We start from the raw sequence: 23,505 nt of genomic DNA on the forward strand, positions 1-23,505 counted from the left end.
CATGCGTGGTGGAGAGGGTCGGCACACATGACAACGGAATCCCAGAGCGAAGCGGCCGCGCTCGAGCGGGTGCTCGCGGCGGTGCGGGATCTCGGGGACGGCAACTTCCGCCGGCGGCTCGTCCCGCACGGCGACGGCATCTCGGCGCAGCTCGCCGTCGCGTTCAACGACATCGCCGAGCGCAACCAGCGGCTGGTCAGCGAGCTGCTGCGGGTCCGCGCGGCCGTCGGGCAGGAAGGCAGGCTCAGCGAGCGGCTCGAAGGCGAGGTCGGGCCCGGGGGCTGGACCACCGCCGTCGACGCCGTCAACGGCCTGGTCGAGGACCTCACCCGGCCGGCGATCGAGCTGGAGCGTGTGCTCGGCGGGGTCGCCGACGGCGACCTGTCCCAGCCGATGACGCTCACCCTCGACGGCCGCCCGCTGCAGGGCGCGTACGCCACGCTCGCGAAGACGGTCAACGGCCTCATCGCGCAGCTGTCGCGCTTCGCCGCCGAAGTGACGAGGCTCTCGCGCGAGATCGCGGGTGAGGGACGTCTCGGTGGCCAGGCGGTCGTCCCGGGCGTGTCGGGCACCTGGCGCGACCTGACCGACTCGGTCAACTTCATGGCCGACAACCTCACCGAGCAGGTCCGCAACATCGCCCAGGTCACCACCGCCGTCGCGCGCGGAGACCTGACCCAGAAGATCAACGTCGACGCCCGCGGCGAGATCCTCGAGCTCAAGAACACCATCAACACGATGGTCGACCAGCTCTCCGCGTTCGCCGACGAGGTCACCCGCGTCTCCCGAGAGGTCGGATCGGACGGCAAGCTCGGCGGACAGGCCCAGGTGCCGGGCGTCGCCGGGACGTGGCGCGACCTGACCGACTCGGTCAACCTGATGGCCGACAACCTCACCGACCAGGTCCGCGGGATTTCGCAGGTGGCGACCGCGGTGGCGAACGGCGACCTGACGAAGAAGATCGAGGTCGACGCCCGCGGCGAGATTCTGCAGCTGAAGAACACGCTGAACACGATGGTCGACCAGCTCTCGGCGTTCGCCGGCGAAGTCACCCGGGTGGCGCGCGAGGTCGGCAGCGAGGGCAAGCTCGGCGGGCAGGCCGAGGTGCCGGGCGCGGCCGGGACGTGGCGCAGCCTGACCGACTCGGTCAACCAGATGGCCGACAACCTCACCGACCAGGTCCGCAACATCTCGCACGTGACCACGGCGGTGGCGAAGGGCGACCTGACGCAGAAGATCACCGTCGACGCGCGCGGCGAGTTCTTCGAGCTCAAGACCACGATGAACACGATGGTGGACCAGCTGTCCGCCTTCGCCGACGAAGTCACCCGGGTGGCGCGTGAGGTCGGCACCGAGGGTCAGCTGGGCGGGCAGGCGCAGGTCCCCGGCGTCGCGGGCACCTGGCGCGACCTGACCGGGTCCGTGAACTTCATGGCCAACAACCTGACCACTCAGGTGCGCAACATCGCCCAGGTCGCGACGGCCGTCGCGCGCGGCGACCTGACCCAGAAGATCGCGGTCGACGCCCGCGGCGAGATCCTCGAACTCAAAACCACGCTCAACACGATGGTGGACCAGCTGTCCGCCTTCGCCGACGAAGTCACTCGCGTGGCCCGCGAAGTCGGCACCGAGGGCAAGCTCGGCGGCCAGGCCACCGTACCCGGCGTCGCGGGGACGTGGAAGGACCTCACCGACAACGTCAACTCGATGGCGAACAACCTGACCGACCAGGTCCGGAACATCGCCACGGTGACGGCGGCGGTCGCGAAGGGCGACCTGACGCAGAAGATCACCGTCGACGCCCGCGGCGAGATCCTCGAACTCAAAACCACGCTCAACACGATGGTCGACCAGCTGTCCGCCTTCGCCGACGAAGTCACCCGCGTGGCCCGCGAAGTCGGCACCGAAGGCATCCTCGGCGGCCAGGCGCGCGTCCGCGGCGTCGCGGGCACGTGGAAGGACCTCACCGACAACGTCAACGTCATGGCCGACAACCTGACCGACCAGGTGCGCAACATCGCCACGGTGGCGAGCGCGGTGGCCAACGGCGACCTGTCGAAGAAGATCCGGATCGAGGCCCAGGGCGAGGTCGCGGCGCTGGCCGAGACGCTGAACGGGATGGTCGAGACGCTGCGCGCGTTCGCCGACGAGGTCACCCGCGTCGCCCGCGAGGTCGGCACCGAGGGCATCCTCGGCGGCCAGGCGCGGGTGCCCGGCGTCGCCGGGACGTGGAAGGACCTGACCGAGAACGTCAACTTCATGGCGCACAACCTGACCAGCCAGGTGCGCAACATTTCGCAGGTCACCACCGCGGTCGCGAAGGGCGATCTGACCAAGAAGATCGACGTCGACGCCCGCGGCGAGATCCTCGAGCTCAAGACCACGATGAACACGATGGTCGACCAGCTCTCGGCGTTCGCCTCCGAGGTCACGCGCGTGGCGCGCGAAGTCGGCACCGAGGGCAAGCTGGGCGGCCAGGCCGAGGTCGACGGCGTGTCGGGCACCTGGCAGCGGCTCACTGAAAGCGTGAACCGGCTGGCCGGGAACCTGACCACCCAGGTGCGCGCGATCGGCCAGGTCGCGACGGCGGTGACCGCGGGCGACCTGACCCGGCACATCACCGTCGAGGCGAACGGCGAGCTGGCCGACCTCAAGGACAACATCAACCAGATGATCGCGAACCTCAAGGAGACGACGAGGACCAACCGCGAGCAGGACTGGCTGAAGACGAACCTCGCGCAGCTGTCCGGCCGGATGCAGGGCCACCGCGACCTGGCCTCGGTCGCGGCGCTCATCCTGTCCGAGCTGGCCCCGCTGGTCCGTGCCCAGCAGGGCGCGTTCTTCCTGGCCCGCGACGACGACCGCGACGGCACGGTGCTCGAGTGCATCGCCGCGTACGGGCTGGCGCAGTCCCGCGCCGGCCTGCGGTTCACGATGGGCGAGTCGCTGATCGGCCAGGCCGCCGTCGACCAGCGCACGATCCTGGTGCACAACGCGCCGCCGGAGTACGCGCAGATTTCGTCCGGGCTCGGCTCGGCCGCGCCGGTGAACCTGATCGTGCTGCCGGTGCTGTTCCAGGGCGAGGTGCTCGGGGTGCTGGAGCTGGCCTCGGTGAACGAGTTCAGCACGGTCCACCAGGACCTGCTGGAGCAGCTGCGGCACACGATCGGCGTCAACGTGAACACGATCCTGTCGAACTCGCGGACCGAGGCGCTGCTGACGGAGTCCCAGCGGCTCGCGCAGGAGCTGCGCGCGCGGTCCGAGCAGCTGCAGGCCCAGCAGGGCGAGCTGCGGCGGTCCAACACCGAGCTGGCCGAGAAGGCCGCGCTGCTGGCCCAGCAGAACCGCGACATCGAGGTCAAGAACAGCGAGATCGAGCAGGCGCGGCAGGAGCTCGAGGAGCGGGCCGGCCAGCTGACGGTGGCGTCGCAGTACAAGACCGAGTTCATGGCGAACATGTCCCACGAGCTGCGGACGCCGCTGAACAGCGCGTTGATCCTGGCGAAGCTGCTGTCGGAGAACCCGGAAGGGAACCTGACGGAGAAGCAGATCCAGTTCGCGAAGACGATCTACGCGGCCGGCTCGGACCTCCAGCAGCTGATCAACGACATCCTGGACCTGGCGAAGGTCGAAGCGGGCCGGCTGGACATGCAGATGTCCGACATCACGCTCCCGGAGCTGGTGGACTACGTCGAGTCGCTGTGCCGGCCGCTGACCGCGGACAAGGGCCTCGAGTTCGCCGTCCACATCGACCCGCCGGTGCCCGGCAGCGTCCACACCGACGAGCACCGCCTCCAGCAGATCCTGCGCAACCTGCTGTCGAACGCGGCCAAGTTCACCGACGAAGGCAGCGTCCGGCTCCACATCCGCGCGGCCGACCCGGCGGAGGTCGAGCAGGAGTCGTTGCGCAACGCGCCGGGAATCATCGCCTTCGCGGTCGAGGACACCGGGATCGGCATCCCGGAGGAGAAACTGGCGGTCATCTTCGAGGCGTTCCGCCAAGCGGACGGCACGACCAGCCGCAAGTACGGCGGAACCGGCCTCGGGCTGAACATCAGCCAGCAGCTCACCGAGCTGCTCGGGGGCGAGCTTCGGGTGGTCAGCGAACCGGGCGTGGGCTCGACGTTCACCCTGTACCTCCCGGTCGCGGCGGCCAACCTGGTCGACCCGGCCCTGACGGCCCTGTCGTCACCGCGCCTGCCCGCCGTGCCCAGCACGGTCCTGGTGGCGGCCCCGGACGTGACCCCCAAGCGCTTCCACGGCGAAAAAGTCCTCATCGTCGACGACGACCTCCGCAACGTGTTCGCCCTGGCCGCGGTCCTGGAACAAGCCGGCCTGGAAGTGATCTACGCGGAGACGGGTGTCGACGGCATCCGCGCCCTGGAACGCAACGAGGACACCGCGCTGGTCCTGATGGACGTGATGATGCCGGAACTCGACGGCAACGCCACCATCGCGGCAATCCGAGCCGAGGCGGCCAACGCGGACCTGCCGGTGATCGCCGTCACAGCCAAGGCGACGGCCGAGGACCGCGCCCGCACCCTGGCCAGCGGCGCAGATGACTACATCACCAAACCGGTGGACACCGACAAGCTGCTGGACGTGATAGCGGCGTCCCTCGAAGCGGACGCCGCGTCCACGCGTGACATTGCTGGAGCGGGTGACGGGAATCGAACCCGCGTAGCTAGTTTGGAAGACTAGGGCTCTACCATTGAGCTACACCCGCGTGCCCCCGAGGTACCCGGGTGCGAGGCCAGCTTAGCGTGACCCGCTAGGCTGATCACACACCCCCCTGGGGGTGTGCCGGGATGTGGCGCAGCTTGGTAGCGCATCCGCTTTGGGAGCGGAGGGTCGCAGGTTCAAATCCTGTCATCCCGACTGGGCGAGTCGTGTTCGCGGAACGCGCGAACCGTTGTCGGGATGTTGTTGTACCCGGGGGGCCGAGCCCCCCGGACCCCCACGGTGCCTCATCTCACGTTGGCAGCGTGGTTGGTTTGGCGAGGGTGGGGAGCCAGGTCGTCAACGTGTCTGCCAGGGCTTGGGGTTGGTCTTCCGGGGTGTGGTGGCCTGCCTTCTCGGGGCGGCGCACCACCTGCAGGGATGCGTAGTTCGCTGCCATCCAGTTCACCATTGGTGGGGTCAGCATCGTGTCGGCGCCTGGCTCGAATGTCACCAGGAGCTTGGGGACCTCCGGCGAAGACGCCAGCCAGCCGTTGAATGCCTCGAATCGGGCCACCACCTCGGGGGCTCGCCGCCCAATGGCAACGAGCGGGCCCACTGCAGCAGCGGACGGTGGAACGAGGTCGCGTACTCCGGCGGTAGCCCGGACAGGAAGTTGCCGATCAGGGACTCCCCGACGCCCGGGGTTTTGATCGCGCGGAACACCTCCGCTCCCGCCGGCGGGAACTCCTCCCAGGACATCGGCTTCAAGACCGCTTCGGTGAACGCCAACGCCCGGACTCGTGAGGGGTGGCGGGACGCCCAGTCCGCCGCCAGCGCGCCGCCCCAGTCGTGGCCGATCAAGACCACGTCGTCCAGCGACAGATCGTCGAACCACTCGTCCAGGTAGCGGGCGTGGTCCTCGAACGTGTATGCGATGTCCGGTCTCGGGGACTCGCCCATGCCGATCAGGTCCGGGGCCAAGCACCGGCCCGGCACGGACGGCATCACGTTGCGCCACAGGTGCGACGACGTCGGATTGCCGTGCAGGAACACCACGGGCGCTCCCGACCCCGACGCACGGTAAGCCAGCTTTGTCACTTGAACGCCCCCGCGGAACGTGCCGCCCACTCCGCGAACGAGCGCGGCCGGCGGCCCAGGACGCGCGAGACGTCCGGGCTCACCCGCTGTTCCTCAGGCGTCGGCGAGCCGAGGATGTCCAGCGTCGAGTCCGCCACTCCCTGCGGCATGAATTCCAGCAATACCGCGCGCGCCTCTTCGCGCGTCTGTGAGACGAACCGCACCGGTTCCCCCACCGCCTCGCCGATCGCCGCCGCCTGGTCGCGCGGGGACACCGGCGACGGACCCGTCAGGACATACGTCCGTCCCTCGTGCGATGCGGAAAGCAGCGCCGCCGCCGCCACCGCGGCGATGTCCTCCGGGTCGATCACCGGCAGCGCCACATTCCCGAACGGCGCGGCCACCTCGCGTGCGGCCCGTACGCTTTCCGCCCACTGGAACGCGTTCGACGCGAACCCGGCCGGGCGCAGCACTGTCCACTTCAGACCCGACGCCTGCACCGCCTCCTCGAACGCGGCCGGGTGCCTGCCCGTTCCCACCCCCTGCGAGGACAGCAGCACCACCCGCTCGACGCCGGCCTCGCGCGCTCGCTCCAGCACCGGCTCCAACGGCCCCTGAAATCCCGGCGGCGCCAGCAAGAACAGCGCCGACACCCCCGCGAAGTCCAGCGAGGCCAGCTCACCTCGGCGCAGCACGACTCCCGCGGGTGCCTCCGTGATCCGGCGGGACACCGCCGTCACCTCTTCGCCCGCCTCGGCCAGCATCCGTACCAGCGGTGCTCCGACGTTTCCCGTCGCTCCCACAACCATGATCATGGGAAGGACGCTACAACCCTCGGTATAGTAGGTACCTAGAGGAAAGTATTGGCTGGAGGCCCGCAAAGTGACCGAGACCACTCCCGAGCAGGCCTGCCCGATCGCCCCGGTGGTCGACATCGTCTTCAGCCGGTGGACCACACCGATCCTGTGGGCGCTCCACGAGTACGGCCGGCAGCGGTTCGTCGAACTCCAGCGCCGGATCACCACGATCACCCCGAAGGTGCTCACCCAGCGGCTGCGGCAGCTGGAACGGGACGGCCTGATCACCCGGACCTACCACGCCGAGGTGCCGCCACGCGTCGAGTACGAGATCAGCGAACTCGGCCGCAGCCTCGGCCCGCTGTTCGCGTCGCTCTCCGAGTGGTCGGGCAACCTCGGCAAGGTCGAAGCGGCCCGGGAGACCTACGACGCCCGCACCTCCGGGGAGAGGTCCAGGTAGTCGAGGTTCGCCGGGCCGTCGGCCGTCGTCGCCGTCACGCGGACCGTGTGCGAGCCCGACGGCAACGACACGGACCGGGCCACCGTGCTCCACGTCGTCCAGGCGCCGGTCGCCGGGAACGGCACCGCGGCGGCGACCACCGTGCCGTCGACCGAGATGTCCACCGGGCGCGCCGCCGTCGTGCCGTTCGCGTAGCCGAACGTCAGCGCCGAAGCCGGTCCCGTCACCTGCCATTCGACGTAGCTGCCGACGGCGTTGGCGCCGTTCGCGAAGCCCGTCCCGGAGTACCCGGCGTGGTTGGCGTCGATCGTGCCGCCCGCCGAGACGACCGCCGACTCGGCTTCGTAGCGCGTCGGGCCGCCGCCACGGGACACGCGGTAGAGCACCGTCGCGTGCGAGGGCACCGACGCGCTGATCGTGCCGGTCGTCGTCCGGGTGGCCTTGCTCCACAAGTCCTTCAGCGTGTACGAAGACGCGCTGCCGATCCCCGTGGCGGACGCGGTCGTGCTGATCGTCGCCGTCGCGGCCGTTTCGTTGGACAGCGCCACCGCGCGGTCGCCGTTCGCCAGCACCTTGCTGTAGACGACCAGGCCGCCGTCGGCGCGGAGCACGGTCGCCTGCTTGCCCAGCGGATCCTGGTCTAGCGCGATGACGTCGGTGTTCTTGAGGATCGCGAAGTTGTCGTCGGACACCTTGCGCAGGTCGCTGCCGATCAGCAGCGGCGCCGCCATCATCGCCCACAGGCTGAAGTGCGTGCGGTACTCCGCCGCGGTCATTCCGCCGTTGCCGACCTCCAGCATGTCCGGGTCGTTCCAGTGGCCGGGACCGGCGTACTGCGCGAGACCGCGGTTGGCCTGCGCCTTGCCGATCATGCTCGACCACTTGTCGGAGATGTCACCGGTGGTGCGCCACAGGTTCCCGACCGGCGCGGCCCACGTCCACGGCTGGTTCTGGCCCCACTCGCAGATGGAGTACGCGATGGCGCGGCCGGACTTCGCGAGCGCGTCCCGCATCGCCTTGTAGCGCTGCTGCGCGTCGACGCCCTGGTTGTTGCAGTTGTCGTACTTCAGGTAGTCGACACCCCAGGAGGCGAACAGGTTCGCGTCCTGCTGCTCGTGGTTCAGCGCGCCGGGGAAACCGGCCTTGTTGCAGGTCTTCGTGCCGGCGCTGGTGTAGATGCCGAACTTCAGGCCCTTGGCGTGCACGTAGTCAACCAACGCCTTGATACCGCTGGGGAACCGCGCGGGGTCGGGCACCAGATCGCCCGCCGAGTTGCGGGACGGCAGCGCCCAGCAGTCGTCGATGTTGACGTAGGTGTAGCCGGCGTCCTTCAGGCCTCTGCTGACGAAGATGTCCGCGATGCCCTTGATCATCGTCTCGGTGAACTCGGCGCGGCACTGCGTCGAGTTCCAGTTGTTGAAGCCCATCGGTGGCGTGCGCAGCAACCCGTTTTCGAGGGCGAGCGCTTCGGGCGGGCTCACCACGAGACCGCTTGCCGCGATCGCGAACGCGGAGACCGCGGTCGCGACACGTCGGAATGAGGACATGCGTACTCCCGGAGGTGGAGACATCAGAGGTCTGCACCAATTAGTTAAGAGTCCTGCCTAACCGGGAGTCAAGAGATCATGTATCAGATATGAAATCCGGTTTCCGCTGGCCGGGACGTCATTCGGTCACCTGCCGGGCCGTCGCCATCGCGCGCTCGGTCTCCCAGAACGCCCGCACGGACCGGATCAGGCCGTCGTCGCCGACGCGGTAGACGAACACCCCGTCGGTGTCGACGCGGTAGCCGCCCGGGAGGAACGTCGTGATCGTGCCGACGTTGGCCACTTCGTCGCCGCCCGCGTGGGAGTCGCGGATGGTGAACTCGAAGCGCTCGACGTTGGCGATCGTCTTGTCCCAGAACGCGCCGATCCCCTCGCGGCCGTGGTGGCCCTTGCCGTCGGAGTCGAAGAACGACGGGCCGACCGGGTCCTCGACCACCGCGTCCGGGGCGAACAGGGCCAGCCAGCCCTCCTTGTCGCCCGCCGCCACCGCGGTCATCGACGCGAACGCCGCGCGCCGCGCGGGCGGCTGCTCCTGGCCGGTGTCCCAGCTGACCTGCACGCCCATGGGAGTCACTCCTCGAACTTCGCGATGATCTCGGCGCCGAACTTGCGGATCGCTTCGAGCTTCGGCTCGACGGGGGCGTCGAAGCCGACACCGTCGAACACCCACGGCATGGTGATGATGTCCGTGACACCGGCTTCGGCCTGCGCGCGGTAGCCGTCCAGGCCGAACGCGTCGATGCAGACCGCCTGGTACTCGAACGGGTCGTCCGCGCGGCCCCGCTCGGCCAGCAGCTCCTTCAGCCGGGCGATGGTGGAGCGCAGGTCCTCGAGCTTCATCATCGCCGACGACCAGCCGTCGGAGACCCGCGCGGCGCGCTTCAGCGCGACTTCGGTGTGGCCGCCGATGTAGAACGGCACCCGGCTCGGCGGCGCCGGGCTCATCTGGATCTTGTCGAAGTCGTAGAACTCGCCGTGGTACTCGACCATGCCGCCGTCGAGGATCAGCCGCAGCACGTCGATGGCTTCGTCGACGCGCTTGCCGCGCCGCTCGAACGGGACGCCGCAGTACTCGAACTCCTGCGGCAGCCAGCCGACGCCGAGCCCGAGGCCGAACCGGCCGCCGGTGAGCACCGCGGCCGAGCCGACCTGGCGGGCCAGCAGCCGGGTTGCGGGAGCCGAGCTTGAGCACCGACGTGTAGAAGCGGATCCGGCTGGTCACCGCGCCCATCGACGCGGTGGCCACGAGCGGGTCCACCCAGGGCGTCTCCCCGGTCCAGAACCGGCTGCCGTCGGGGGTGTACGGGTAGTCCGTGTCCACCGTCTCGGCGTAGAAGAGCGAGTCGGGCAGGGCGATGGAGGCGAAGCCGGCCTCTTCGGCGGCCCGGGCGAGCTCGCCCAGCTGATCGAGGGGGTTCATCGCGATCGACAGGGTGAACTTCATAGGTGAACTATAACGTGTTCTAGTTTCTTGAGCCAGGCCTCGCGGTGGGCCGGATCACTCGGCGGGAACCCTCCGCGTAGCGTCCGCGTTGTCCGTTTCAAAGGTGACCAGCAGTCACCGAGCCCCGAACTTCTGGGAGTGGTCCATGGGCACCGCGATCTTCCTGATCGTGCTCGTCGTCGTGATCGTCGGTGGCGGCCTCTATTTCTCGCGGCAGCGCGCCGCGGCCCGGCAGCGGGAGCTGGACGACGCCAAGGCCGACGCCCGCCGCCTGGTCGAGCGGCTCGGCGGCCAGGTCCTCAACCTCAACGGCAACGACACCGCCTCCATGCAGGCGATGGCCGACGCGAGCGAGCGCTACAACGCGGCCGGCTCGCAGCTGGAGCAGGCTCGCACGATCGAGCAGGCCCGGCTGGTCAAGGACACCGCCGTCGAGGGTCTCTACTACGTCCGCGCCGCGCGCGTCGCAATGGGCATGGACCCCGGCCCGCAGCTGCCGGAGGAGGCCGAGCGCGAGCGCGCCGGCAAGGTCACCGAGCGTCGCGAGGTCGACGTCGAGGGCCAGCACTACGCCGCCTCCCCCGAGGCCGGCCACGACACGCCGTACTACTACCCCGGCGGCCGCGTCGCGGGCCGTCCGGTGCCGCAAGGCTGGTACAGCGAGCCGTGGTGGAAGCCGGCGCTGGTCGCCGGCGCCTGGGGTCTCGGGTCGATGTTCCTGTTCAGCGCGATGTTCTCCGGCATGAGCGGCATCGCGAGCGCCTCGGCCTGGGAGTCCGGCTACGACGCGGGCCAGCAGGACGCCCTCGAGTCCGGCGACATGGGCGGCGACGGCGCCGGTGACTTCGACGGCGGCGGAGACTGGGGTGGCGACGGCGGCGGCGACTGGGGCGGCGGCGGCTTCGACGGAGGCGGTTTCGACGGAGGCGGCTTTGACAGCGGCGGCTTCGACTTCTGAGGCCCGGCCTCGCTTGCAGTGAATGACTCATTCCTGGCGTCCGACGCCAGGAATGAGTCATTCACTGCGTCAGTTCTGGCAGCGGGGGCACCAGTAGAGGTTGCGGCCCACCAGCTCCGAGTTCGCCACCGGCGTGCCGCAGATCAGGCACGGCTCGCCCGCGCGGCGGTAGACGTACACCTCGCCGCCGTGGCGGTCGACCCGGGCCGCGCGGCCCATCGCCTCCGGCAGGTGCTCCGGCCGGACCGTGTCGATGCGGCCGACGCGGACGCCGTCGCGCATCAACGTCACCAGGTCGGCCCACATGGCGTCCCACAGCGCCCGATCGAGGGAACGTCCCGGCGTCAGGGGCGCGACGCCGTGGCGGAACAGCACCTCGGCGCGGTAGACGTTCCCGACCCCCGCGAGCACCGCCTGGTCCATCAGCAGGGCCGCGATCGACGTCCTGGACCGCGAGATCTTCGCCCAGGCCAGCTCGGGTTTCGCGTCCCGGCGCAGCGGGTCCGGGCCGAGCCGGGCCTTGATCGCGTCGGCCTGCTCCGGGGCCAGCAGCTCGCACTTCGTCGGCCCGCGCAGGTCCGTCCAATGTGTCCGGCCGGCCAGCCGCAGCCGGACCTGGCCGACCGGCTCGGGCGCGGGCAGCGGCGACTCGCCGAACGTGCCGTAGAGGCCCAGGTGGATGTGCACGATCCCGTGCGGGCCGTAGTCGTGGAAGAGGTGCTTGCCGTGCGCCTCGGCGCCGGCGAACACCTGACCGTCCAAACGGGACGCTTCGGCGGCGAACCGGCCCTGCGGGCTGCTCACCGCGACCGGAGCGCCGGCGAACCGGCGCTTGTGCAGCCGCGCGAGCCGGTGGAGCGTGTGCCCTTCGGGCATCAGGCCTCCGGCAACGCCGGCGGGGTCCCGGTGCGCTCGTAGTCGAGCAGCTGCTGGACGCGGCGGGCGTGCCGCTCCTCCGGCGAGACCTCGGTCGCCAGGAACGCCTCGACGATCTCGACGGCTTCCTCGGCGGTGTGCATCCGGGCGCCGACGCCGATCAGCTGGGCGTGGTTGTGCTCCCGGCACAGCTTCGCGGTCTCGACGCTCCAGGCCAGGCCGGCGCGGGCGCCGGGGACCTTGTTGGCGGCGATCTGCTCGCCGTTGCCCGAGCCGCCGACGACGATGCCGCGGCTGCCCTCGTCGGCCACCACCCGCAACGCCGTCTCGACGCAGAACGCCGGGTAGTCGTCGTCCGCGTCGTAGACGTGCGGACCGATGTCGGTGACCTCGTGGCCCTGCTTCTCCAGGTGAGCCACCAGGTGGTTCTTCAGCTCGAAACCGGCATGGTCGGATCCCAAGTAGACACGCACGCCTGCGAGTCTGCCACCAGGGCCGATCTCGGGCATGCTCCGGGGGTGGGGATCTGGGAGCAGACCGGCAGCGACGTGCGGCTCGACTGGGGTGCCGAAGGGGTCGCCGCCCTCGGCCGCGAATGCGCGGTGCTGGTGGTCGTCGACGTGCTCTCCTTCAGCACCACCACGGATCTCGTGGTCGCCCGCGGCGGCCGGGTGCTGCCGGTCCGGTGGCGCGACGAGCGCGGGGTGGCCCAGGCCCGCGCGGCCGGGGCGGTCATCGCCGGCGAGGGCCGCTTCACCCTGCGGCCGTCGTCTGTGACGGACATCCCTCCCGGGACCCTGCTCGCGCTCCCGTCACCCAACGGCGCGACGCTGTGCGACGCGGCCGCGGCGACCGGCGCGCACGTGCTGGCGGGCTGCCTGCGCAACGCCTCCGCCGTCGCCGCGAAGGCCGTCTCGCTGGGTGGCCCGGTCGGGCTGATCGCGGCCGGGGAACGCTGGGGGGTGAACATTTTCGGCCACGGCGAAACGTTCGGACCGCTGCGGCCCTGCGTGGAGGATCAAGTGGGCGCCGGAGCGATCGCGGCCGCGCTGGCCGGACACGGGCTCTCGCTGTCCGCCGAAGCCGCGCTCGCCGCGCGGTCCGCCGACGTCACAGCCCTGGCAAGCTGCGTTTCGGGGCGCGAGCTGAGCGAAGCCGGCCACGGCGGCGACGTCGCGCTGGCCGCCCGACTCGACGTGAGCGACACCGCTCCCGTCTTGACCGAAGGAGTACTGGCATGACCGGCCGCTGGATCGAGGTCGCCGAGGGCGTCCACGCCCGCCGCTACGAGGAGCTGGACCTGACCGTCGGGCTGGTGGTGGGCGCCGAGCGCTGCCTGGTGGTCGACACCCGCGGCGACGTCGAGCAGGGCGCCGAGCTGGCCGCCGCCGTCCGCGAGATCACGCCGCTGCCGTGGGCCGTCGTCTACACGCACGCGCACTTCGACCACGCCTGGGGCACCGAGGCGTTCCTGCCCTGCGAGGTCTGGGCGCACGAGCGATGCGCGGCCGAGCTGAGCGGGGACCTCGAGGCCACCCGCGCGAAGTGGGTGTCGTACTACCGCGAACAGGGCAAACCGGAGATCGCCGAGGCGATTTCCCGCACCGGCATCGCGGCGCCCGACCACACGTTCACCGGCCGCGTCGAGCTGGACCTCGGCGGCCGCACGGCGGTCCTGCTGCACCCCGGACCGGCGCACACCGGCCACGACGTCGTCGTGCACGTCCCGGACGCGGCGGTCGTCTTCGCCGGGGACGTCGTCGAGAACGCCGAGGCCGGGTTCAGCGAGTTCTCGTTCAGCGACGAGACCGACCTGACCGCCTGGCCGGACGCGTTCGACGCGATCCTCGCGCTGGAACCCCGCGTCGTCGTGCCCGGCCACGGCGACCCGGTCGACGCGGAGTTCGTCCGCTACCACCGCGACGGCCTCCACGAGCTGATCTCGCTGAAGGCGGGGGTGGGCCGCGGCGAGACGACCGAGGTGGCCGCCGTCGCCGCGTCCCGCTACCCCAGCGACGTCACCCTGGCCGCCCTCGCCACCCCCTGAAGCGGCACTTTCGTAGGGAAAGTGACGCGTCAGTCGAAGTTCAGGTCGCCGGTCCGGGTGCGCTTGAGCTCGAAGAAGTCCGGGTAGCTCGCCAGCGCCACCGCGCCGTCGAACACCTTCAGGGCGTCTTCGCCACGCGGGATCGAGGTCAGGACCGGCCCGAAGAACGCCACGCCGTCGATGTGGATGGTCGGGGTGCCGACGTCCTGGCCGACCGGGTCCATGCCCTCGTGGTGGCTCTTCTTCAGCGCCTCGTCGTACTCGGTCGAGTGGGCGGCGTCGGCCAGCTCGGCCGGCGCGCCGATCGCGGCCAGGGCCTCCTTGATGACCGTGTCGTAGTCCTTGTTGCCCTGGTTGTGGAAGCGGGTGCCGAACTCGGTGTAGTACTCGCGCAGCATTTCCTCGCCCTTGGCCTGCGACAGCGCCACGGCCACGCGCGCACCGGGCCCCAGCCCTTCGCCAAGAGCTCCTTGTACTGCTCGGGCAGCTCGTCCCGGCCCTCGTTCAGCACCGACAGGCTCATGATCCGGAAGCGCAGGTCCAGGGTGCGGTGCTTCTCCACCTCCAGGATCCAGCGGGAGGTGATCCACGCGAACGGGCAGATCGGGTCGAAGTAGAAATCGACCTTCGTGGGCTGCTCGGCAGCGGTCATGCGGGCACTCCTGAGTCATGTCTCGATGTGGGCGGACCCCCACACGAGGAGCCCAACACCGGGAAACGCGGGGTTGTTCCCTTATCGCCCGCCACCCCGTCCCCATGATTGGATGCGGGGAGTTGAAAACCGATACCAACGACCAGAGGTGCCTGTGCCCGCCCCCAACCTGACCCGTGATCAAGCCAAGCTGCGCGCGGATCTGCTCGACGTCACCGGTTACGACATCGAGCTCGATCTGACCGACGGCCACGGCGGACCCGGGGAGAAGACCTTCGCGTCGACGACGACCGTCCGGTTCTCCAGCGCCCGGGCCGGCGAATCGACGTGGGTCGACATCGTCGCCGACCGCGTGCACTCGGCCACCTTGAACGGCGCGGACGTCGACGTCAGCGCGTACGTCGAGGACAAGGGCATCACGCTGACCGGGCTGGCCGAGGCCAACGAGCTCACGGTGTCCGCCGACTGCCGGTACATGAACACCGGCGAGGGCCTGCACCGGTTCGTCGACCCGGTCGACGACGGCGTCTACCTGTACACGCAGTTCGAGACGGCGGACGCCAAGCGCATGTTCGCCTGCTTCGACCAGCCCGACCTGAAGTCGGTCTACCGGCTCACGGTGGTCGCGCCGAAGGACTGGAAGGTCGTCTCCAACGCGATCGTGGAGTCTGCCGAAGAGACGCCGGAAGGCGCCGTCCGGACGGTGTTCAAGGAGTCCGAGCGGATCTCGACGTACCTGGTCGCGCTGGTCGCCGGCCCGTACGCCGAATGGCGTGACGAGTACACCGACGACCACAAGACCATCCCGCTCGGCATCTACTGCCGCGCGTCGCTGGCCGAGCACATGGACGCCGATCGCCTCTTCACCGAGACGAAGCAGGGCTTCGGCTTCTACCACGAGAAGTTCGGCACGCCGTACCCGTTCTCCAAGTACGACCAGCTGTTCGTGCCGGAGTTCAACGCGGGCGCGATGGAGAACGCCGGCGCGGTGACGTTCCTGGAGGACTACGTCTTCCGCAGCCGCGTCACCCACTACGCCTACGAGCGGCGCGCCGAGACGCTGCTGCACGAGATGGCGCACATGTGGTTCGGCGACCTGGTCACCATGCGCTGGTGGGACGACCTGTGGCTGAACGAGTCGTTCGCGACCTTCGCGAGCGTCCTGGCCCAGGCCGAGGCGACCGAGTACAAGAACGCGTGGACCAGCTTCGCGAACATCGAGAAGTCGTGGGCCTACCGCCAGGACCAGCTGCCTTCGACGCACCCGATCGCGGCCGACATCGTCGACCTGCACGCGGTCGAGGTCAACTTCGACGGCATCACCTACGCCAAGGGCGCGAGCGTGCTCAAGCAGCTCGTCGCCTATGTCGGGCTCGACCACTTCCTCGACGGCCTGAAGGTGTACTTCGGCAAGCACGCCTGGGGCAACGCCACCCTGGCGGACCTGCTGGGCGCGCTGGAGGAGGCGTCCGACCGCGACCTGTCGTGGTGGAGCGCGCAGTGGCTGGAGACCACCGGCCTGAACTCGCTCAGCCCGCGCTACGAGGTCGGCGCGGACGGCAAGTTCACGTCGTTCGCCGTCGTCCAGTCCGGCGCGAAGCCGGGCGCCGGTGAGCTGCGCACGCACCGCGTCGCCGTCGGGGTCTACGACGAGGACGGCTCGGGCAAGATCGTCCGGACCCAGCGCGTCGAGCTGGACGTCGACGGCGAGCGCACCGAGGTGCCGGACCTGGTCGGCCTGCCCGCGGGCAAGCTCGTGCTGGTCAACGACGACGACCTGACGTACTGCACTATGCGCCTAGACCCGGCGTCGCTCACGACGTTGATCGACCGCATCGCCGACATCACCGAGCCGCTCCCGCGCACGCTCTGCTGGTCGGCGGCGTGGGAGATGACCCGCGAAGCCGAGCTGAAGGCGCGAGACTTCGTCACGCTGGTGCAGCGCGGCATCCACACGGAGACCGAGGTCGGCGTGGTCCAGCGCCTGCTGCTGCAGGCCCAGACGGCGCTGAACTCGTACGCGGAGCAGGACTGGGCGGCCTCGACGGGCTGGCCGGCGTTCACCGCGCGGCTGCTGGAGCTGGTCCGGGAGGCGGAGCCGGGTTCGGACCACCAGCTGGCGTTCGTGAACTCCCTGGCGGGCTCGGTGCTCGACGACGCCACCTTGTCGGTGCTGTCCGGCTGGCTGGACGAGTCGGCGCCGCTCCCGGGGCTCACGGTCGACACGGACCTCCGCTGGCGCCTGTTGCACGCCCTGGTGGCCCACGGCAAGGCGGCCGCAACGGAGATCGACGCGGAGCTGGCCCGCGACAACACGGCCACGGGCCGCCGCCAGGCAGAGCGCGCGCGAGCGTTGCGCCCGACGGCGGAGGCCAAGGCGGACGCGTGGCAGCGTGCGGTGTACGACGACGAGCTGCCGAACGCGGTCAGCGACTCGCTGATCTCGGGCTTCTCGCACCCCGGCCAGAAGGCCCTGCTGGGGTCGTACGTGGCTCGCTACTTCGAGGTCATCGACGAGGTCTGGCAGCGCCGCTCGAGCGAGCGGGCCCAGCCGATCGCCATCGGCCTGTACCCGTCCTGGGCGGTGGGCTCGGAGACGGTGACGGCCTCGGACGAGTGGCTGAAGGGCGACCACCCCCAGGCGCTCCGCCGGCTGGTGTCGGAGGGCCGGGCAGGAATCGTGCGCGCGCTGGCGGCGCGGGACTTCGACGCACAGGCTTGACCCGCTCGTGAGTGGTAAGGCGGGTTCTAACCCGCCTTACCACTCACGACCGGCCAGGCGAACGCAGGCCGGGTTCGCGACACCGGCTTCCCCGGCCCGGTCCGCCACCGCAGGGTCCCGCCTTCGCCGACCGGGTCCGCGACACCGGCCTCCCGGCCCGGCACGGCACGGCACGGCACCGCCCTCGGCCACACCCCCCTGCCGAACCGATACGCAGCCGCATCAGCGGCCGTCAGGCCGTGTCAAGGCACGCTTTCCCGCCTTGACACGGCCTGACGGCCGTTGAACAATCCGGCGTTCGGGTCGGCGGGAACACCCCGGCAGAGCAAACCCCGGCAGGGCAAAATCCGGCAGCGCAAAATCCGGCAGGGCCACCCAACCCCTTGTTAACCTGATCGAGCGGGTGCAGCGTCGGAACGCCCGCCGGCTAACGGTCCATGGCGCACTCCACGAGAAGAGAGCCGCCGTGATCACCTTTGCCGGAATGAGCCTCCCGGTCACCAGTCTCGACCGATCCATCCCCTTCTACACCGCACTAGGCTTCACCCTCGAGGTCCACACAGACCGCTTCGCACTCCTGCGCCTGAACCGAGGCACCCTCGGGCTGCTGGAACTGGGTACGGTCGTCGAGCAGGAGGACGACCAAGTCCAGCGGTTGCGGAAGTTCGTCCAGGTCGAGCTGCTGGCCGACGACCTCGACGACCTCTACGCAGATCTCATCGCGCGAGGTGTCCGCGTGCCGGGCCCGCCGCGCGATCGCGGCTTCGAGCGGCAGCTGCAGCTGCGGGATCCGGACGGGTTCACCGTCGAGTTCGCCGACCGAAGCCCGCGCTGACGCCGAACGCGAAACGGCCCCGCACCCAAGGGTGCGGGGCCGCAATGCCAACGCGTCAGCGAGGCGCCGGACCAGCCTGGTCCGACAGCATCCGCAGCGCGTTCACCAAACCGTTGACCAGCCCGCGAACCAGGTCGCCCTCCTTGAAGGACGCCACCATGCTCGCCACCGCCAGCTTTGCTCCCCGGTCCGGCAGGCGCAGGTGCGCCACCTTGCCCGTGACGATCTCGATCTTCCGCTCACCCGGCGAGACCGCGATCAGCACCGAGTTCGCCGGGTCCGCCGTCGTCGCGTGCAGGTTCTCCGCCGTCTCCCGGCTCTCCGCCCCGAGCTCGCCGAGGTACAGGCTGAAGTCCAAGCCGGTCTCCCGCGAAGCGAACGTCAGCGCTTCGTCGAGGCGGGCCAGCTGGCGGGTATTGAACGGCCCGGCGGGCGCCGCCGGCTCGTACATCTTGGCCGCGGACACGCGTCCGGTTGCCGTCAGCGCCTCGCCGTAGCCCAGTTCGGACTCGTCGACGCGCTTGGTCAGCTCACCAGTTGCCACGAGCGCCTCCCGCCGCGGTCGGGGCGCCCTCGGGCGCCGCATTCTCAATGCCGGCGTGCCGGTGTCCCGCACCCTCGGGGTTGGCGCTCCACCACATGGCCGGGTACTCCCAGGCCTGGCCGGACCGGTGCCGCGGGGCACCGCCGGACCTGCGCCGGAGCGTCAGCAGCCCGGCGAGGCCGTAGATGGCCAGCGGGATCACGGCGAAGACCACGATCGTCTCGACAACGTTCACGGCGCTGAGCGTATCGGATGACCTCCGCGCCCACCGCGCGCGGCGCATTCGACCGTTCGTCGTAAGCCGAGTGCCGTCGGCCGCTTGGCTCGCGGCGACTGGAACGTTGGGGCGAAGACCGTCGGGCCGAAAGGTTGCAACTCAACGTACAGGCGGCCGCACCCGCCGCTGTCGTCTTGTCGGGGCCTTGAAATCCTCGTAGCTTTTTCACCTGTACGGGCCTTGCGCCCCGCTCGTCAGCCCCAGCAGGTAACGCACCGGTCCCAGGAGGCCTTGCCATGAACAGCGTCCAGACGTCCGCACAGGCGATCACCGAGACCTCTTCGTCACTGAGCGAGATCGAATTCGTGCCCGGAACGCGTGTGACGGCGGGCACAAGGGTTACCCGGGGTACACGCGTCACTCGCGGTACACGGGTCACCGCGCAAACGCCCGGCACCCGGGTGACGGCGGGCACGCGAGTCACCCGAGGGACCCGGGTCACCCGCGGCACTCGGGTCACGATGGGCACGCGTGTGACGGCCGGCACGCGAGTCACCTGCGGCACCCGCGTCACGCGAGGCACCCGGGTCACCCGCGGCACGCGCGTCACCATGGGCACCCGCGTCACCTGCCAGAGCGACTTCGCGCTCGCTGCCTGACCCGTACTCCAGGGCCGCGCGTACTACCTGAGCACATCGCGCAAGCACCCGGCTCGCCCCGGCCGCCGCACAGGCAGCCGGGGCGCCGGCTTGTCAGGGGGCTCCGCCCCCGGTGAAATCTAGGCGGCGGAGCCGAGATACGGCCGCCAGAGCGGATCGGCCTCCTTGGAGTGCGCGAGCAGCCGCCAGTGCGGGCCGTGGGGCGCCCGTGGGACGATCCGCAGCCGCCAGCCGATCTCCGAGAGCAGCCGGTCCGCCTTGCGGTGGTTGCACTTGGCGCAGCACGCGACGCAGTTGGTCCAGCTGTGGGGCCCGCCCCGGCTGCGCGGGACGACGTGGTCGATCGTCTCGGCCCGCCCTCCGCAGTAGGCGCAGCGGTACCGGTCGCGGTGCATCAACCCCGCGCGGGTCAGCGGCACCTGCGCGCGATACGGTACGCGCACGTACGTGCTGAGGCGGATCACCGAGGGCACCGGCAGCGAAACCTTCGCCGAATGCAGCTCGATCCCGCCGGGGTCACCGTGGACCACTTCGGCCTTGCCGCACATCACGAGCACGACAGCGCGCCGCAGCGGCAACGCCGTCAGCGGCTCGAACGTGGCGTTGAGCAGGAGCACCCGGCGCCGGCCCCAGGCCGGGGCGGCCGGATCCCGGCCTCTACTACGCTGTCCGGGCGGGCGGGTCACTCCCCCTGGGCGGGTCCCCGGCCCGGCCGGGAAGGCTCCGCCGGATGCGGAACCCCCCGGATAGGCACGCAGAACCACCTCTGGCGCCTCGTCGGCCGTGGCTTGGCCGGAGACGCCGCGGGGGCTGGGTTGTCGGTCTGGCACTCGACCACCTCCAGGGGCGTAGGCATAGTCGACCACAGAACAGGCCCCCAGCGCACGTGTGTTACAAGACGTGTCACATCCGCGCGACCCAACATCCACTTGCCGTTGGGGCGGCCGACCCGATCGGAAGGATGAACAAAACCCCGTGCTCCCCGTGCTCACCTCCGCCAAGACGCCGTGCATCGACGACTTGAGCACCTTCTGCCACCAGGTGTTCCAGGTCACGGGCAATGAGTGGCTGGCGGGTTCGGCGAACTGGCTGATCACCAAGCCGATCAAGATCCTCATGATCATCGTGATCGCGTTCCTGGTCCGCCTGCTGGTCAGAAGGCTGATCAACCGCGTCACGACCCTGCCGAAATCGGGCGGCAAGCTCCCGTCGATGCTGCGCCCGCTGCGCGAGCGCGCCCCGGAGGTGCTCGGCTCCGCCATCATCGAACGGCGCCGCCAGCGCGCGATGACCATCGGCTCGGTGCTGAAGTCGATGGCGACGTTCCTGATCTACGGTCTGGCCTTCATCCTCGTGCTGGGCGAACTCGGCCTCGACCTGGGCCCGATCATCGCGTCGGCCGGCATCATCGGCGTCGCGATCGGGTTCGGCGCGCAGAACCTGGTCAAGGACTTCCTGTCCGGGATCTTCATGATGGTCGAGGACCAGTACGGCGTCGGTGACGTCGTGGACGTCGGCGAAGCGTCCGGCACGGTGGAGTCGGTCGGCTTGCGGATCACGACCCTGCGTGACGTCAAGGGCACGGTCTGGTACGTCCGCAACGGCGAGGTGCTGCGCGTCGGCAACTCCAGCCAGGGCTTCGCGGTGGCGGTCGTCGACGTACCCCTCGGCTACACCGCCGACGTCGAACGCGCGACGACGGTGCTCGCGGCCGCGGCGTCCGCGGCCACCGAAGGCGACGCGCTGAAGGACAACGTCCTCGAGCCGCCGGAGATGCTGGGTGTGGAAGCCGTCACACCGGAGGGGCTCTCCCTGCGCCTGACCGTCAAGGTGCGGCCGGGCAAGCAGTGGGCGGTGCAGCGGGCGCTGCGTGCCCAGCTGCTGGCGGCCCTGGAGGAGGCCGGCTTCGAGCCGCCGCTCGGCCGGCTGTTCCCGCCCGCGGCCCGGCGGCCGGGAAGTAGCGGACGCGGACGCCATTACGCTGGGGAGCGGGTTCACGACGAACCGGTACCGAGCGGACCGGGCGTCGGGAACCCGCACCCCAAGGGCAAAATGGAAGGCGTGTCTGCAGTGAGCGAACCGGCGAACCTCTACGAAGCGATCGGCGGCGAACCGACGTTCCGCCGGATCGTCGGGCGGTTCTACGAGGAGGTCGCGCGCGACGAGATCCTCCGCCCCTTGTACCCCGAAGAGGACCTCGGGCCCGCCGAAGAGCGGTTCCGGCTGTTCCTCATCCAGTACTGGGGCGGCCCGCACACCTACTCCGACCAGCGCGGGCACCCGCGGTTGCGGATGCGGCACGCGCCGTTCAAGATCGGGCCGCTCGAGCGGGACGCGTGGCTGCGGTGCATCCGGATCGCCGTCGACGAAGAGAACCTGGAAGAGCCGTACCGCGGGCAGCTCTGGGCCTACCTGGAGATGGCTGCGCACAGCATGATGAACAGCTTCGTATGAGAGAGCCAGCCTGGTGGCGCGATGCCGTCTTCTACCAGGTCTACCTGCGCTCGTTCGCCGATTCGGACGGTGACGGCGTCGGAGACCTGGAAGGCATCCACTCCCGGCTCGGTTACCTGGAGCTGCTGGGCGTCGACGCGCTGTGGCTGACGCCGTTCTACCGCTCCCCCATGGCCGACCACGGCTACGACATCGCCGACCCGCGCGACGTCGACCCGATGTTCGGCACCCTCGGCGACTTCGACGTGCTGCTGACCGAGGCGCACAAGCGGAACATCAAGGTCACCGTCGACGTGGTCCCCAACCACACCAGCAACCAGCACGCCTGGTTCAAGTCGGCGATGGCGGCGGCGCCGGGCAGCCCGGAACGCGACCGCTACATCTTCCGCGACGGCGTCGGACCCAAGGGCGAAGACCCGCCGAACAACTGGATCAGCGCCTTCGGCGGCCCGGCGTGGACGCGGGTGCCGGACGGCCAGTGGTACCTGCACCTGTTCGCGCCGCAGCAGCCGGACCTGAACTGGGCCAACCCGGAGGTCGCCGCCGACCTCGAGCGCACCCTGCGGTTCTGGCTCGAACGCGGTGTCGACGGCTTCCGCATCGACGTCGCGCACGGCATGGCCAAGCCGCCGAACCTGCCGGACATGGACCCGCGCGCGGACCCGCTGGGGCCGAGCCACTACTACGACCCGCGGTGGGACCACGACAGCGTCCACGAGATCCACCAGATGATCCGCAAGGTGCTCGACGAGTTCCCGGACGCGATGGCGGTCGGCGAGGTCTGGGTGACCGACGAGGAGCGCCTGTCCCGCTACCTGCGGCCTGACGAGCTGCACCTGGCGTTCAACTTCCGGCTGGTGCTGACCCACTTCGACGCCGACGCCATGCGCACGGCCATCGAGCGTTCCCTGGCCGTCCCGGCCCGCACGGGCGCGCCGGCGACCTGGACGCTGGGCAACCACGACGTCTGGCGGCAGGTCAGCCGCTACGGGGGCGGCGCTTCCGGGGTACGCCGGGCGCGGGCGATGGCCCTGGTCGAGCTGGCGCTGCCGGGCGCGGTTTACCTGTACAACGGCGAGGAACTGGGGCTGGCGAACGTTTCGCTGTCGCCTTCGGACATGGCCGATCCGCGGGCCAAGACCAGCGGGGCGGAGTTCGGGCGGGACGTGGCGCGGGTACCGCTGCCGTGGGAGGGCGACCTGCCGCCGTTCGGGTTTTCGCGGAACCCGCGTACCTGGCTGCCGATGCCGGCTTCGTGGGCTGGGTTGACGGTGGAGAAGCAGATCGAGGACGCGGACTCGACGCTGTCGCTGTACCGCGCCGCGATCGAGCTCCGGAAGACGCATCCGGCGTTCAGCGGCGACGAGCTGGAGTGGTACGGGGCTCCGGCCGGGTGCTTCGCCTTCCGGCGGCGTGGGGGTGGGCTGGTGTGCGCGTTGAACACGTCGGCGTCGCCGATTGCGCTGCCGCCGGGTGAGGTGCTGTTGTCGAGCAGTCCGCTGGTGGAGGGGAAGCTGCCCGCGGACTCCGCCGCCTGGCTGGTCTGAGGCGGGC

Annotated in this window: 21 protein-coding genes, 2 tRNA genes and 3 pseudogenes; 12 read left to right on the plus strand and 14 right to left on the minus strand. The window is 70.1% G+C overall.

The annotated features are described in order from the left end of the window. The first annotated feature begins 27 nt into the window (after positions 1-27). Positions 28-4,701: a HAMP domain-containing protein gene (locus ACFPLC_RS01585; RefSeq protein ID WP_378198344.1), complete on the plus strand. Its 4,674-nt coding sequence runs from the start codon at positions 28-30 to the stop codon at positions 4,699-4,701. Here the strand turns inward: ACFPLC_RS01585 and ACFPLC_RS01590 are convergent. Continuing rightward, a tRNA-Gly gene (locus ACFPLC_RS01590) sits at positions 4,653-4,726 on the minus strand. The genes ACFPLC_RS01585 and ACFPLC_RS01590 overlap by 49 nt on opposite strands. 78 nt (positions 4,727-4,804) lie before the next feature. On the opposite strand from ACFPLC_RS01590, the gene ACFPLC_RS01595 reads away from it, so the two are divergent. Continuing rightward, positions 4,805-4,878, plus strand: a tRNA-Pro gene (locus ACFPLC_RS01595). A 94-nt stretch (positions 4,879-4,972) separates the two neighbouring features. Here the strand turns inward: ACFPLC_RS01595 and ACFPLC_RS01600 are convergent. The 3 genes from ACFPLC_RS01600 to ACFPLC_RS01610 are packed head-to-tail and all read right to left on the minus strand — an operon-like array spanning position 4,973 to position 6,554. Beyond that, positions 4,973-5,119 carry a hypothetical protein gene (locus ACFPLC_RS01600; protein ID WP_378235660.1) on the minus strand — a complete coding sequence of 49 codons (147 nt, stop codon included), beginning with the start codon at positions 5,117-5,119 and terminating at the stop codon, positions 4,973-4,975. Positions 5,120-5,169: 50 nt separating this feature from the next. Beyond that, on the minus strand, positions 5,170-5,718 hold the full coding sequence (locus ACFPLC_RS01605) for an alpha/beta fold hydrolase (RefSeq protein ID WP_378235661.1): 549 nt from the start codon (positions 5,716-5,718) through the stop codon (positions 5,170-5,172). A gap of 38 nt (positions 5,719-5,756) precedes the next feature. After that, on the minus strand, positions 5,757-6,554 hold the full coding sequence (locus ACFPLC_RS01610; protein WP_378198228.1) for an NAD(P)H-binding protein: 798 nt from the start codon (positions 6,552-6,554) through the stop codon (positions 5,757-5,759). Between the two features lie 67 nt (positions 6,555-6,621). Between ACFPLC_RS01610 and ACFPLC_RS01615 the strand changes: the two genes are divergently transcribed. Continuing rightward, complete coding sequence (locus ACFPLC_RS01615) at positions 6,622-6,996, plus strand: winged helix-turn-helix transcriptional regulator (RefSeq protein ID WP_191307738.1); 375 nt, start codon at positions 6,622-6,624, stop codon at positions 6,994-6,996. On the opposite strand, the gene ACFPLC_RS01620 is transcribed toward ACFPLC_RS01615, so the two are convergent. The 3 genes and pseudogenes from ACFPLC_RS01620 to ACFPLC_RS01630 form a co-directional block, all read right to left on the minus strand. Then, on the minus strand, positions 6,960-8,543 hold the full coding sequence (locus ACFPLC_RS01620) for a carbohydrate-binding protein (protein WP_378198225.1): 1,584 nt from the start codon (positions 8,541-8,543) through the stop codon (positions 6,960-6,962). The two genes, ACFPLC_RS01615 and ACFPLC_RS01620, sit on opposite strands and share 37 nt — an antisense overlap. Before the next feature lie 118 nt (positions 8,544-8,661). Then, complete coding sequence (locus ACFPLC_RS01625) at positions 8,662-9,108, minus strand: nuclear transport factor 2 family protein (protein WP_378198223.1); 447 nt, start codon at positions 9,106-9,108, stop codon at positions 8,662-8,664. Positions 9,109-9,113: 5 nt separating this feature from the next. Next, positions 9,114-9,987: pseudogene (locus ACFPLC_RS01630) on the minus strand (TIGR03619 family F420-dependent LLM class oxidoreductase). A 145-nt stretch (positions 9,988-10,132) separates the two neighbouring features. On the opposite strand from ACFPLC_RS01630, the gene ACFPLC_RS01635 reads away from it, so the two are divergent. Next, positions 10,133-10,945 (plus strand): hypothetical protein, encoded by an 813-nt coding sequence (locus tag ACFPLC_RS01635; RefSeq protein ID WP_378198219.1) that lies wholly within the window; start codon positions 10,133-10,135, stop codon positions 10,943-10,945. 69 nt (positions 10,946-11,014) lie between these two features. Here ACFPLC_RS01635 and ACFPLC_RS01640 read toward each other — a convergent pair whose 3' ends face one another. Next, positions 11,015-11,821, minus strand: a complete 807-nt coding sequence (locus ACFPLC_RS01640; RefSeq protein WP_378198217.1) for an Fpg/Nei family DNA glycosylase — start codon at positions 11,819-11,821, stop codon at positions 11,015-11,017. Continuing rightward, positions 11,821-12,294, minus strand: coding sequence for a ribose-5-phosphate isomerase (locus ACFPLC_RS01645; RefSeq protein ID WP_191307748.1), 474 nt, complete (start codon positions 12,292-12,294; stop codon positions 11,821-11,823). The genes ACFPLC_RS01640 and ACFPLC_RS01645 overlap by 1 nt, the downstream gene beginning before the upstream one ends. A gap of 45 nt (positions 12,295-12,339) precedes the next feature. Between ACFPLC_RS01645 and ACFPLC_RS01650 the strand changes: the two genes are divergently transcribed. Together ACFPLC_RS01650 and ACFPLC_RS01655 are read left to right on the plus strand one after the other, a co-directional pair. Then, complete coding sequence (locus ACFPLC_RS01650; protein WP_229902537.1) at positions 12,340-13,062, plus strand: 2-phosphosulfolactate phosphatase; 723 nt, start codon at positions 12,340-12,342, stop codon at positions 13,060-13,062. Beyond that, entirely contained in the window at positions 13,059-13,868 is an 810-nt protein-coding gene (locus ACFPLC_RS01655; protein WP_378198215.1) for an MBL fold metallo-hydrolase, read from the plus strand. The genes ACFPLC_RS01650 and ACFPLC_RS01655 overlap by 4 nt, the downstream gene beginning before the upstream one ends. Before the next feature lie 29 nt (positions 13,869-13,897). Here the strand turns inward: ACFPLC_RS01655 and ACFPLC_RS01660 are convergent. After that, positions 13,898-14,520: pseudogene (locus ACFPLC_RS01660) on the minus strand (mycothiol-dependent nitroreductase Rv2466c family protein). A 154-nt stretch (positions 14,521-14,674) separates the two neighbouring features. Between ACFPLC_RS01660 and pepN the strand changes: the two are divergent. After that, complete coding sequence (pepN, locus tag ACFPLC_RS01665; RefSeq protein ID WP_378198342.1) at positions 14,675-17,242, plus strand: aminopeptidase N; 2,568 nt, start codon at positions 14,675-14,677, stop codon at positions 17,240-17,242. 26 nt (positions 17,243-17,268) lie between these two features. Here the strand turns inward: pepN and ACFPLC_RS01670 are convergent, their stop codons facing one another. Next, on the minus strand, positions 17,269-17,421 hold the full coding sequence (locus ACFPLC_RS01670; RefSeq protein WP_378235662.1) for a hypothetical protein: 153 nt from the start codon (positions 17,419-17,421) through the stop codon (positions 17,269-17,271). A 305-nt stretch (positions 17,422-17,726) separates the two neighbouring features. On the opposite strand from ACFPLC_RS01670, the gene ACFPLC_RS01675 reads away from it, so the two are divergent. Beyond that, positions 17,727-18,077 carry a VOC family protein gene (locus ACFPLC_RS01675; RefSeq protein WP_378198212.1) on the plus strand — a complete coding sequence of 117 codons (351 nt, stop codon included), beginning with the start codon at positions 17,727-17,729 and terminating at the stop codon, positions 18,075-18,077. 55 nt (positions 18,078-18,132) lie between these two features. On the opposite strand, the gene ACFPLC_RS01680 is transcribed toward ACFPLC_RS01675, so the two are convergent. Together ACFPLC_RS01680 and ctaJ are read right to left on the minus strand one after the other, a co-directional pair. Further along, positions 18,133-18,621: a DUF5130 family protein gene (locus ACFPLC_RS01680; protein WP_191307757.1), complete on the minus strand. Its 489-nt coding sequence runs from the start codon at positions 18,619-18,621 to the stop codon at positions 18,133-18,135. Further along, positions 18,608-18,856, minus strand: coding sequence for an aa3-type cytochrome oxidase subunit CtaJ (ctaJ, locus tag ACFPLC_RS01685; RefSeq protein WP_378198210.1), 249 nt, complete (start codon positions 18,854-18,856; stop codon positions 18,608-18,610). The genes ACFPLC_RS01680 and ctaJ overlap by 14 nt, the downstream gene beginning before the upstream one ends. A gap of 278 nt (positions 18,857-19,134) precedes the next feature. Here ctaJ and ACFPLC_RS01690 point away from each other — a divergent pair, with 278 nt between their 5' ends. After that, on the plus strand, positions 19,135-19,497 hold the full coding sequence (locus ACFPLC_RS01690) for a hypothetical protein (RefSeq protein WP_378198209.1): 363 nt from the start codon (positions 19,135-19,137) through the stop codon (positions 19,495-19,497). 119 nt (positions 19,498-19,616) lie between these two features. On the opposite strand, the gene ACFPLC_RS01695 is transcribed toward ACFPLC_RS01690, so the two are convergent. After that, positions 19,617-20,114, minus strand: coding sequence for an HNH endonuclease (locus ACFPLC_RS01695; protein WP_176171908.1), 498 nt, complete (start codon positions 20,112-20,114; stop codon positions 19,617-19,619). Between the two features lie 394 nt (positions 20,115-20,508). Between ACFPLC_RS01695 and ACFPLC_RS01700 the strand changes: the two are divergent. The 3 genes and pseudogenes from ACFPLC_RS01700 to ACFPLC_RS01710 form a co-directional block, all read left to right on the plus strand. Next, positions 20,509-21,441 (plus strand): annotated as a pseudogene (locus ACFPLC_RS01700) (mechanosensitive ion channel family protein); the annotation flags it as partial. 108 nt (positions 21,442-21,549) lie between these two features. Continuing rightward, on the plus strand, positions 21,550-21,951 hold the full coding sequence (locus ACFPLC_RS01705; RefSeq protein ID WP_191307764.1) for a globin: 402 nt from the start codon (positions 21,550-21,552) through the stop codon (positions 21,949-21,951). Further along, positions 21,948-23,498, plus strand: coding sequence for a glycoside hydrolase family 13 protein (locus ACFPLC_RS01710; RefSeq protein ID WP_378198204.1), 1,551 nt, complete (start codon positions 21,948-21,950; stop codon positions 23,496-23,498). The genes ACFPLC_RS01705 and ACFPLC_RS01710 overlap by 4 nt, the downstream gene beginning before the upstream one ends. Positions 23,499-23,505: the final 7 nt, after the last annotated feature.

Source organism: Amycolatopsis plumensis, assembly GCF_042652605.1.
Lineage (GTDB): Bacteria > Actinomycetota > Actinomycetes > Mycobacteriales > Pseudonocardiaceae > Amycolatopsis > Amycolatopsis plumensis.

What these genes read in the sequence shown, in the direction of transcription:
- ACFPLC_RS01585 (WP_378198344.1), top strand. Translation starts at nt 28, where the DNA reads ATGACAACGGAATCCCAGAGCGAAGCGGCCGCGCTCGAGCGGGTGCTC.
- ACFPLC_RS01600 (WP_378235660.1), bottom strand. Translation starts at nt 5,119, where the DNA reads ATGGCAGCGAACTACGCATCCCTGCAGGTGGTGCGCCGCCCCGAGAAG.
- ACFPLC_RS01610 (WP_378198228.1), bottom strand. Translation starts at nt 6,554, where the DNA reads ATGATCATGGTTGTGGGAGCGACGGGAAACGTCGGAGCACCGCTGGTA.
- ACFPLC_RS01620 (WP_378198225.1), bottom strand. Translation starts at nt 8,543, where the DNA reads ATGTCCTCATTCCGACGTGTCGCGACCGCGGTCTCCGCGTTCGCGATC.
- ACFPLC_RS01625 (WP_378198223.1), bottom strand. Translation starts at nt 9,108, where the DNA reads ATGGGCGTGCAGGTCAGCTGGGACACCGGCCAGGAGCAGCCGCCCGCG.
- ACFPLC_RS01635 (WP_378198219.1), top strand. Translation starts at nt 10,133, where the DNA reads ATGGGCACCGCGATCTTCCTGATCGTGCTCGTCGTCGTGATCGTCGGT.
- ACFPLC_RS01640 (WP_378198217.1), bottom strand. Translation starts at nt 11,821, where the DNA reads ATGCCCGAAGGGCACACGCTCCACCGGCTCGCGCGGCTGCACAAGCGC.
- ACFPLC_RS01655 (WP_378198215.1), top strand. Translation starts at nt 13,059, where the DNA reads ATGACCGGCCGCTGGATCGAGGTCGCCGAGGGCGTCCACGCCCGCCGC.
- ACFPLC_RS01675 (WP_378198212.1), top strand. Translation starts at nt 17,727, where the DNA reads ATGAGCCTCCCGGTCACCAGTCTCGACCGATCCATCCCCTTCTACACC.
- ACFPLC_RS01690 (WP_378198209.1), top strand. Translation starts at nt 19,135, where the DNA reads ATGAACAGCGTCCAGACGTCCGCACAGGCGATCACCGAGACCTCTTCG.
- ACFPLC_RS01705 (WP_191307764.1), top strand. Translation starts at nt 21,550, where the DNA reads ATGGAAGGCGTGTCTGCAGTGAGCGAACCGGCGAACCTCTACGAAGCG.
- ACFPLC_RS01710 (WP_378198204.1), top strand. Translation starts at nt 21,948, where the DNA reads ATGAGAGAGCCAGCCTGGTGGCGCGATGCCGTCTTCTACCAGGTCTAC.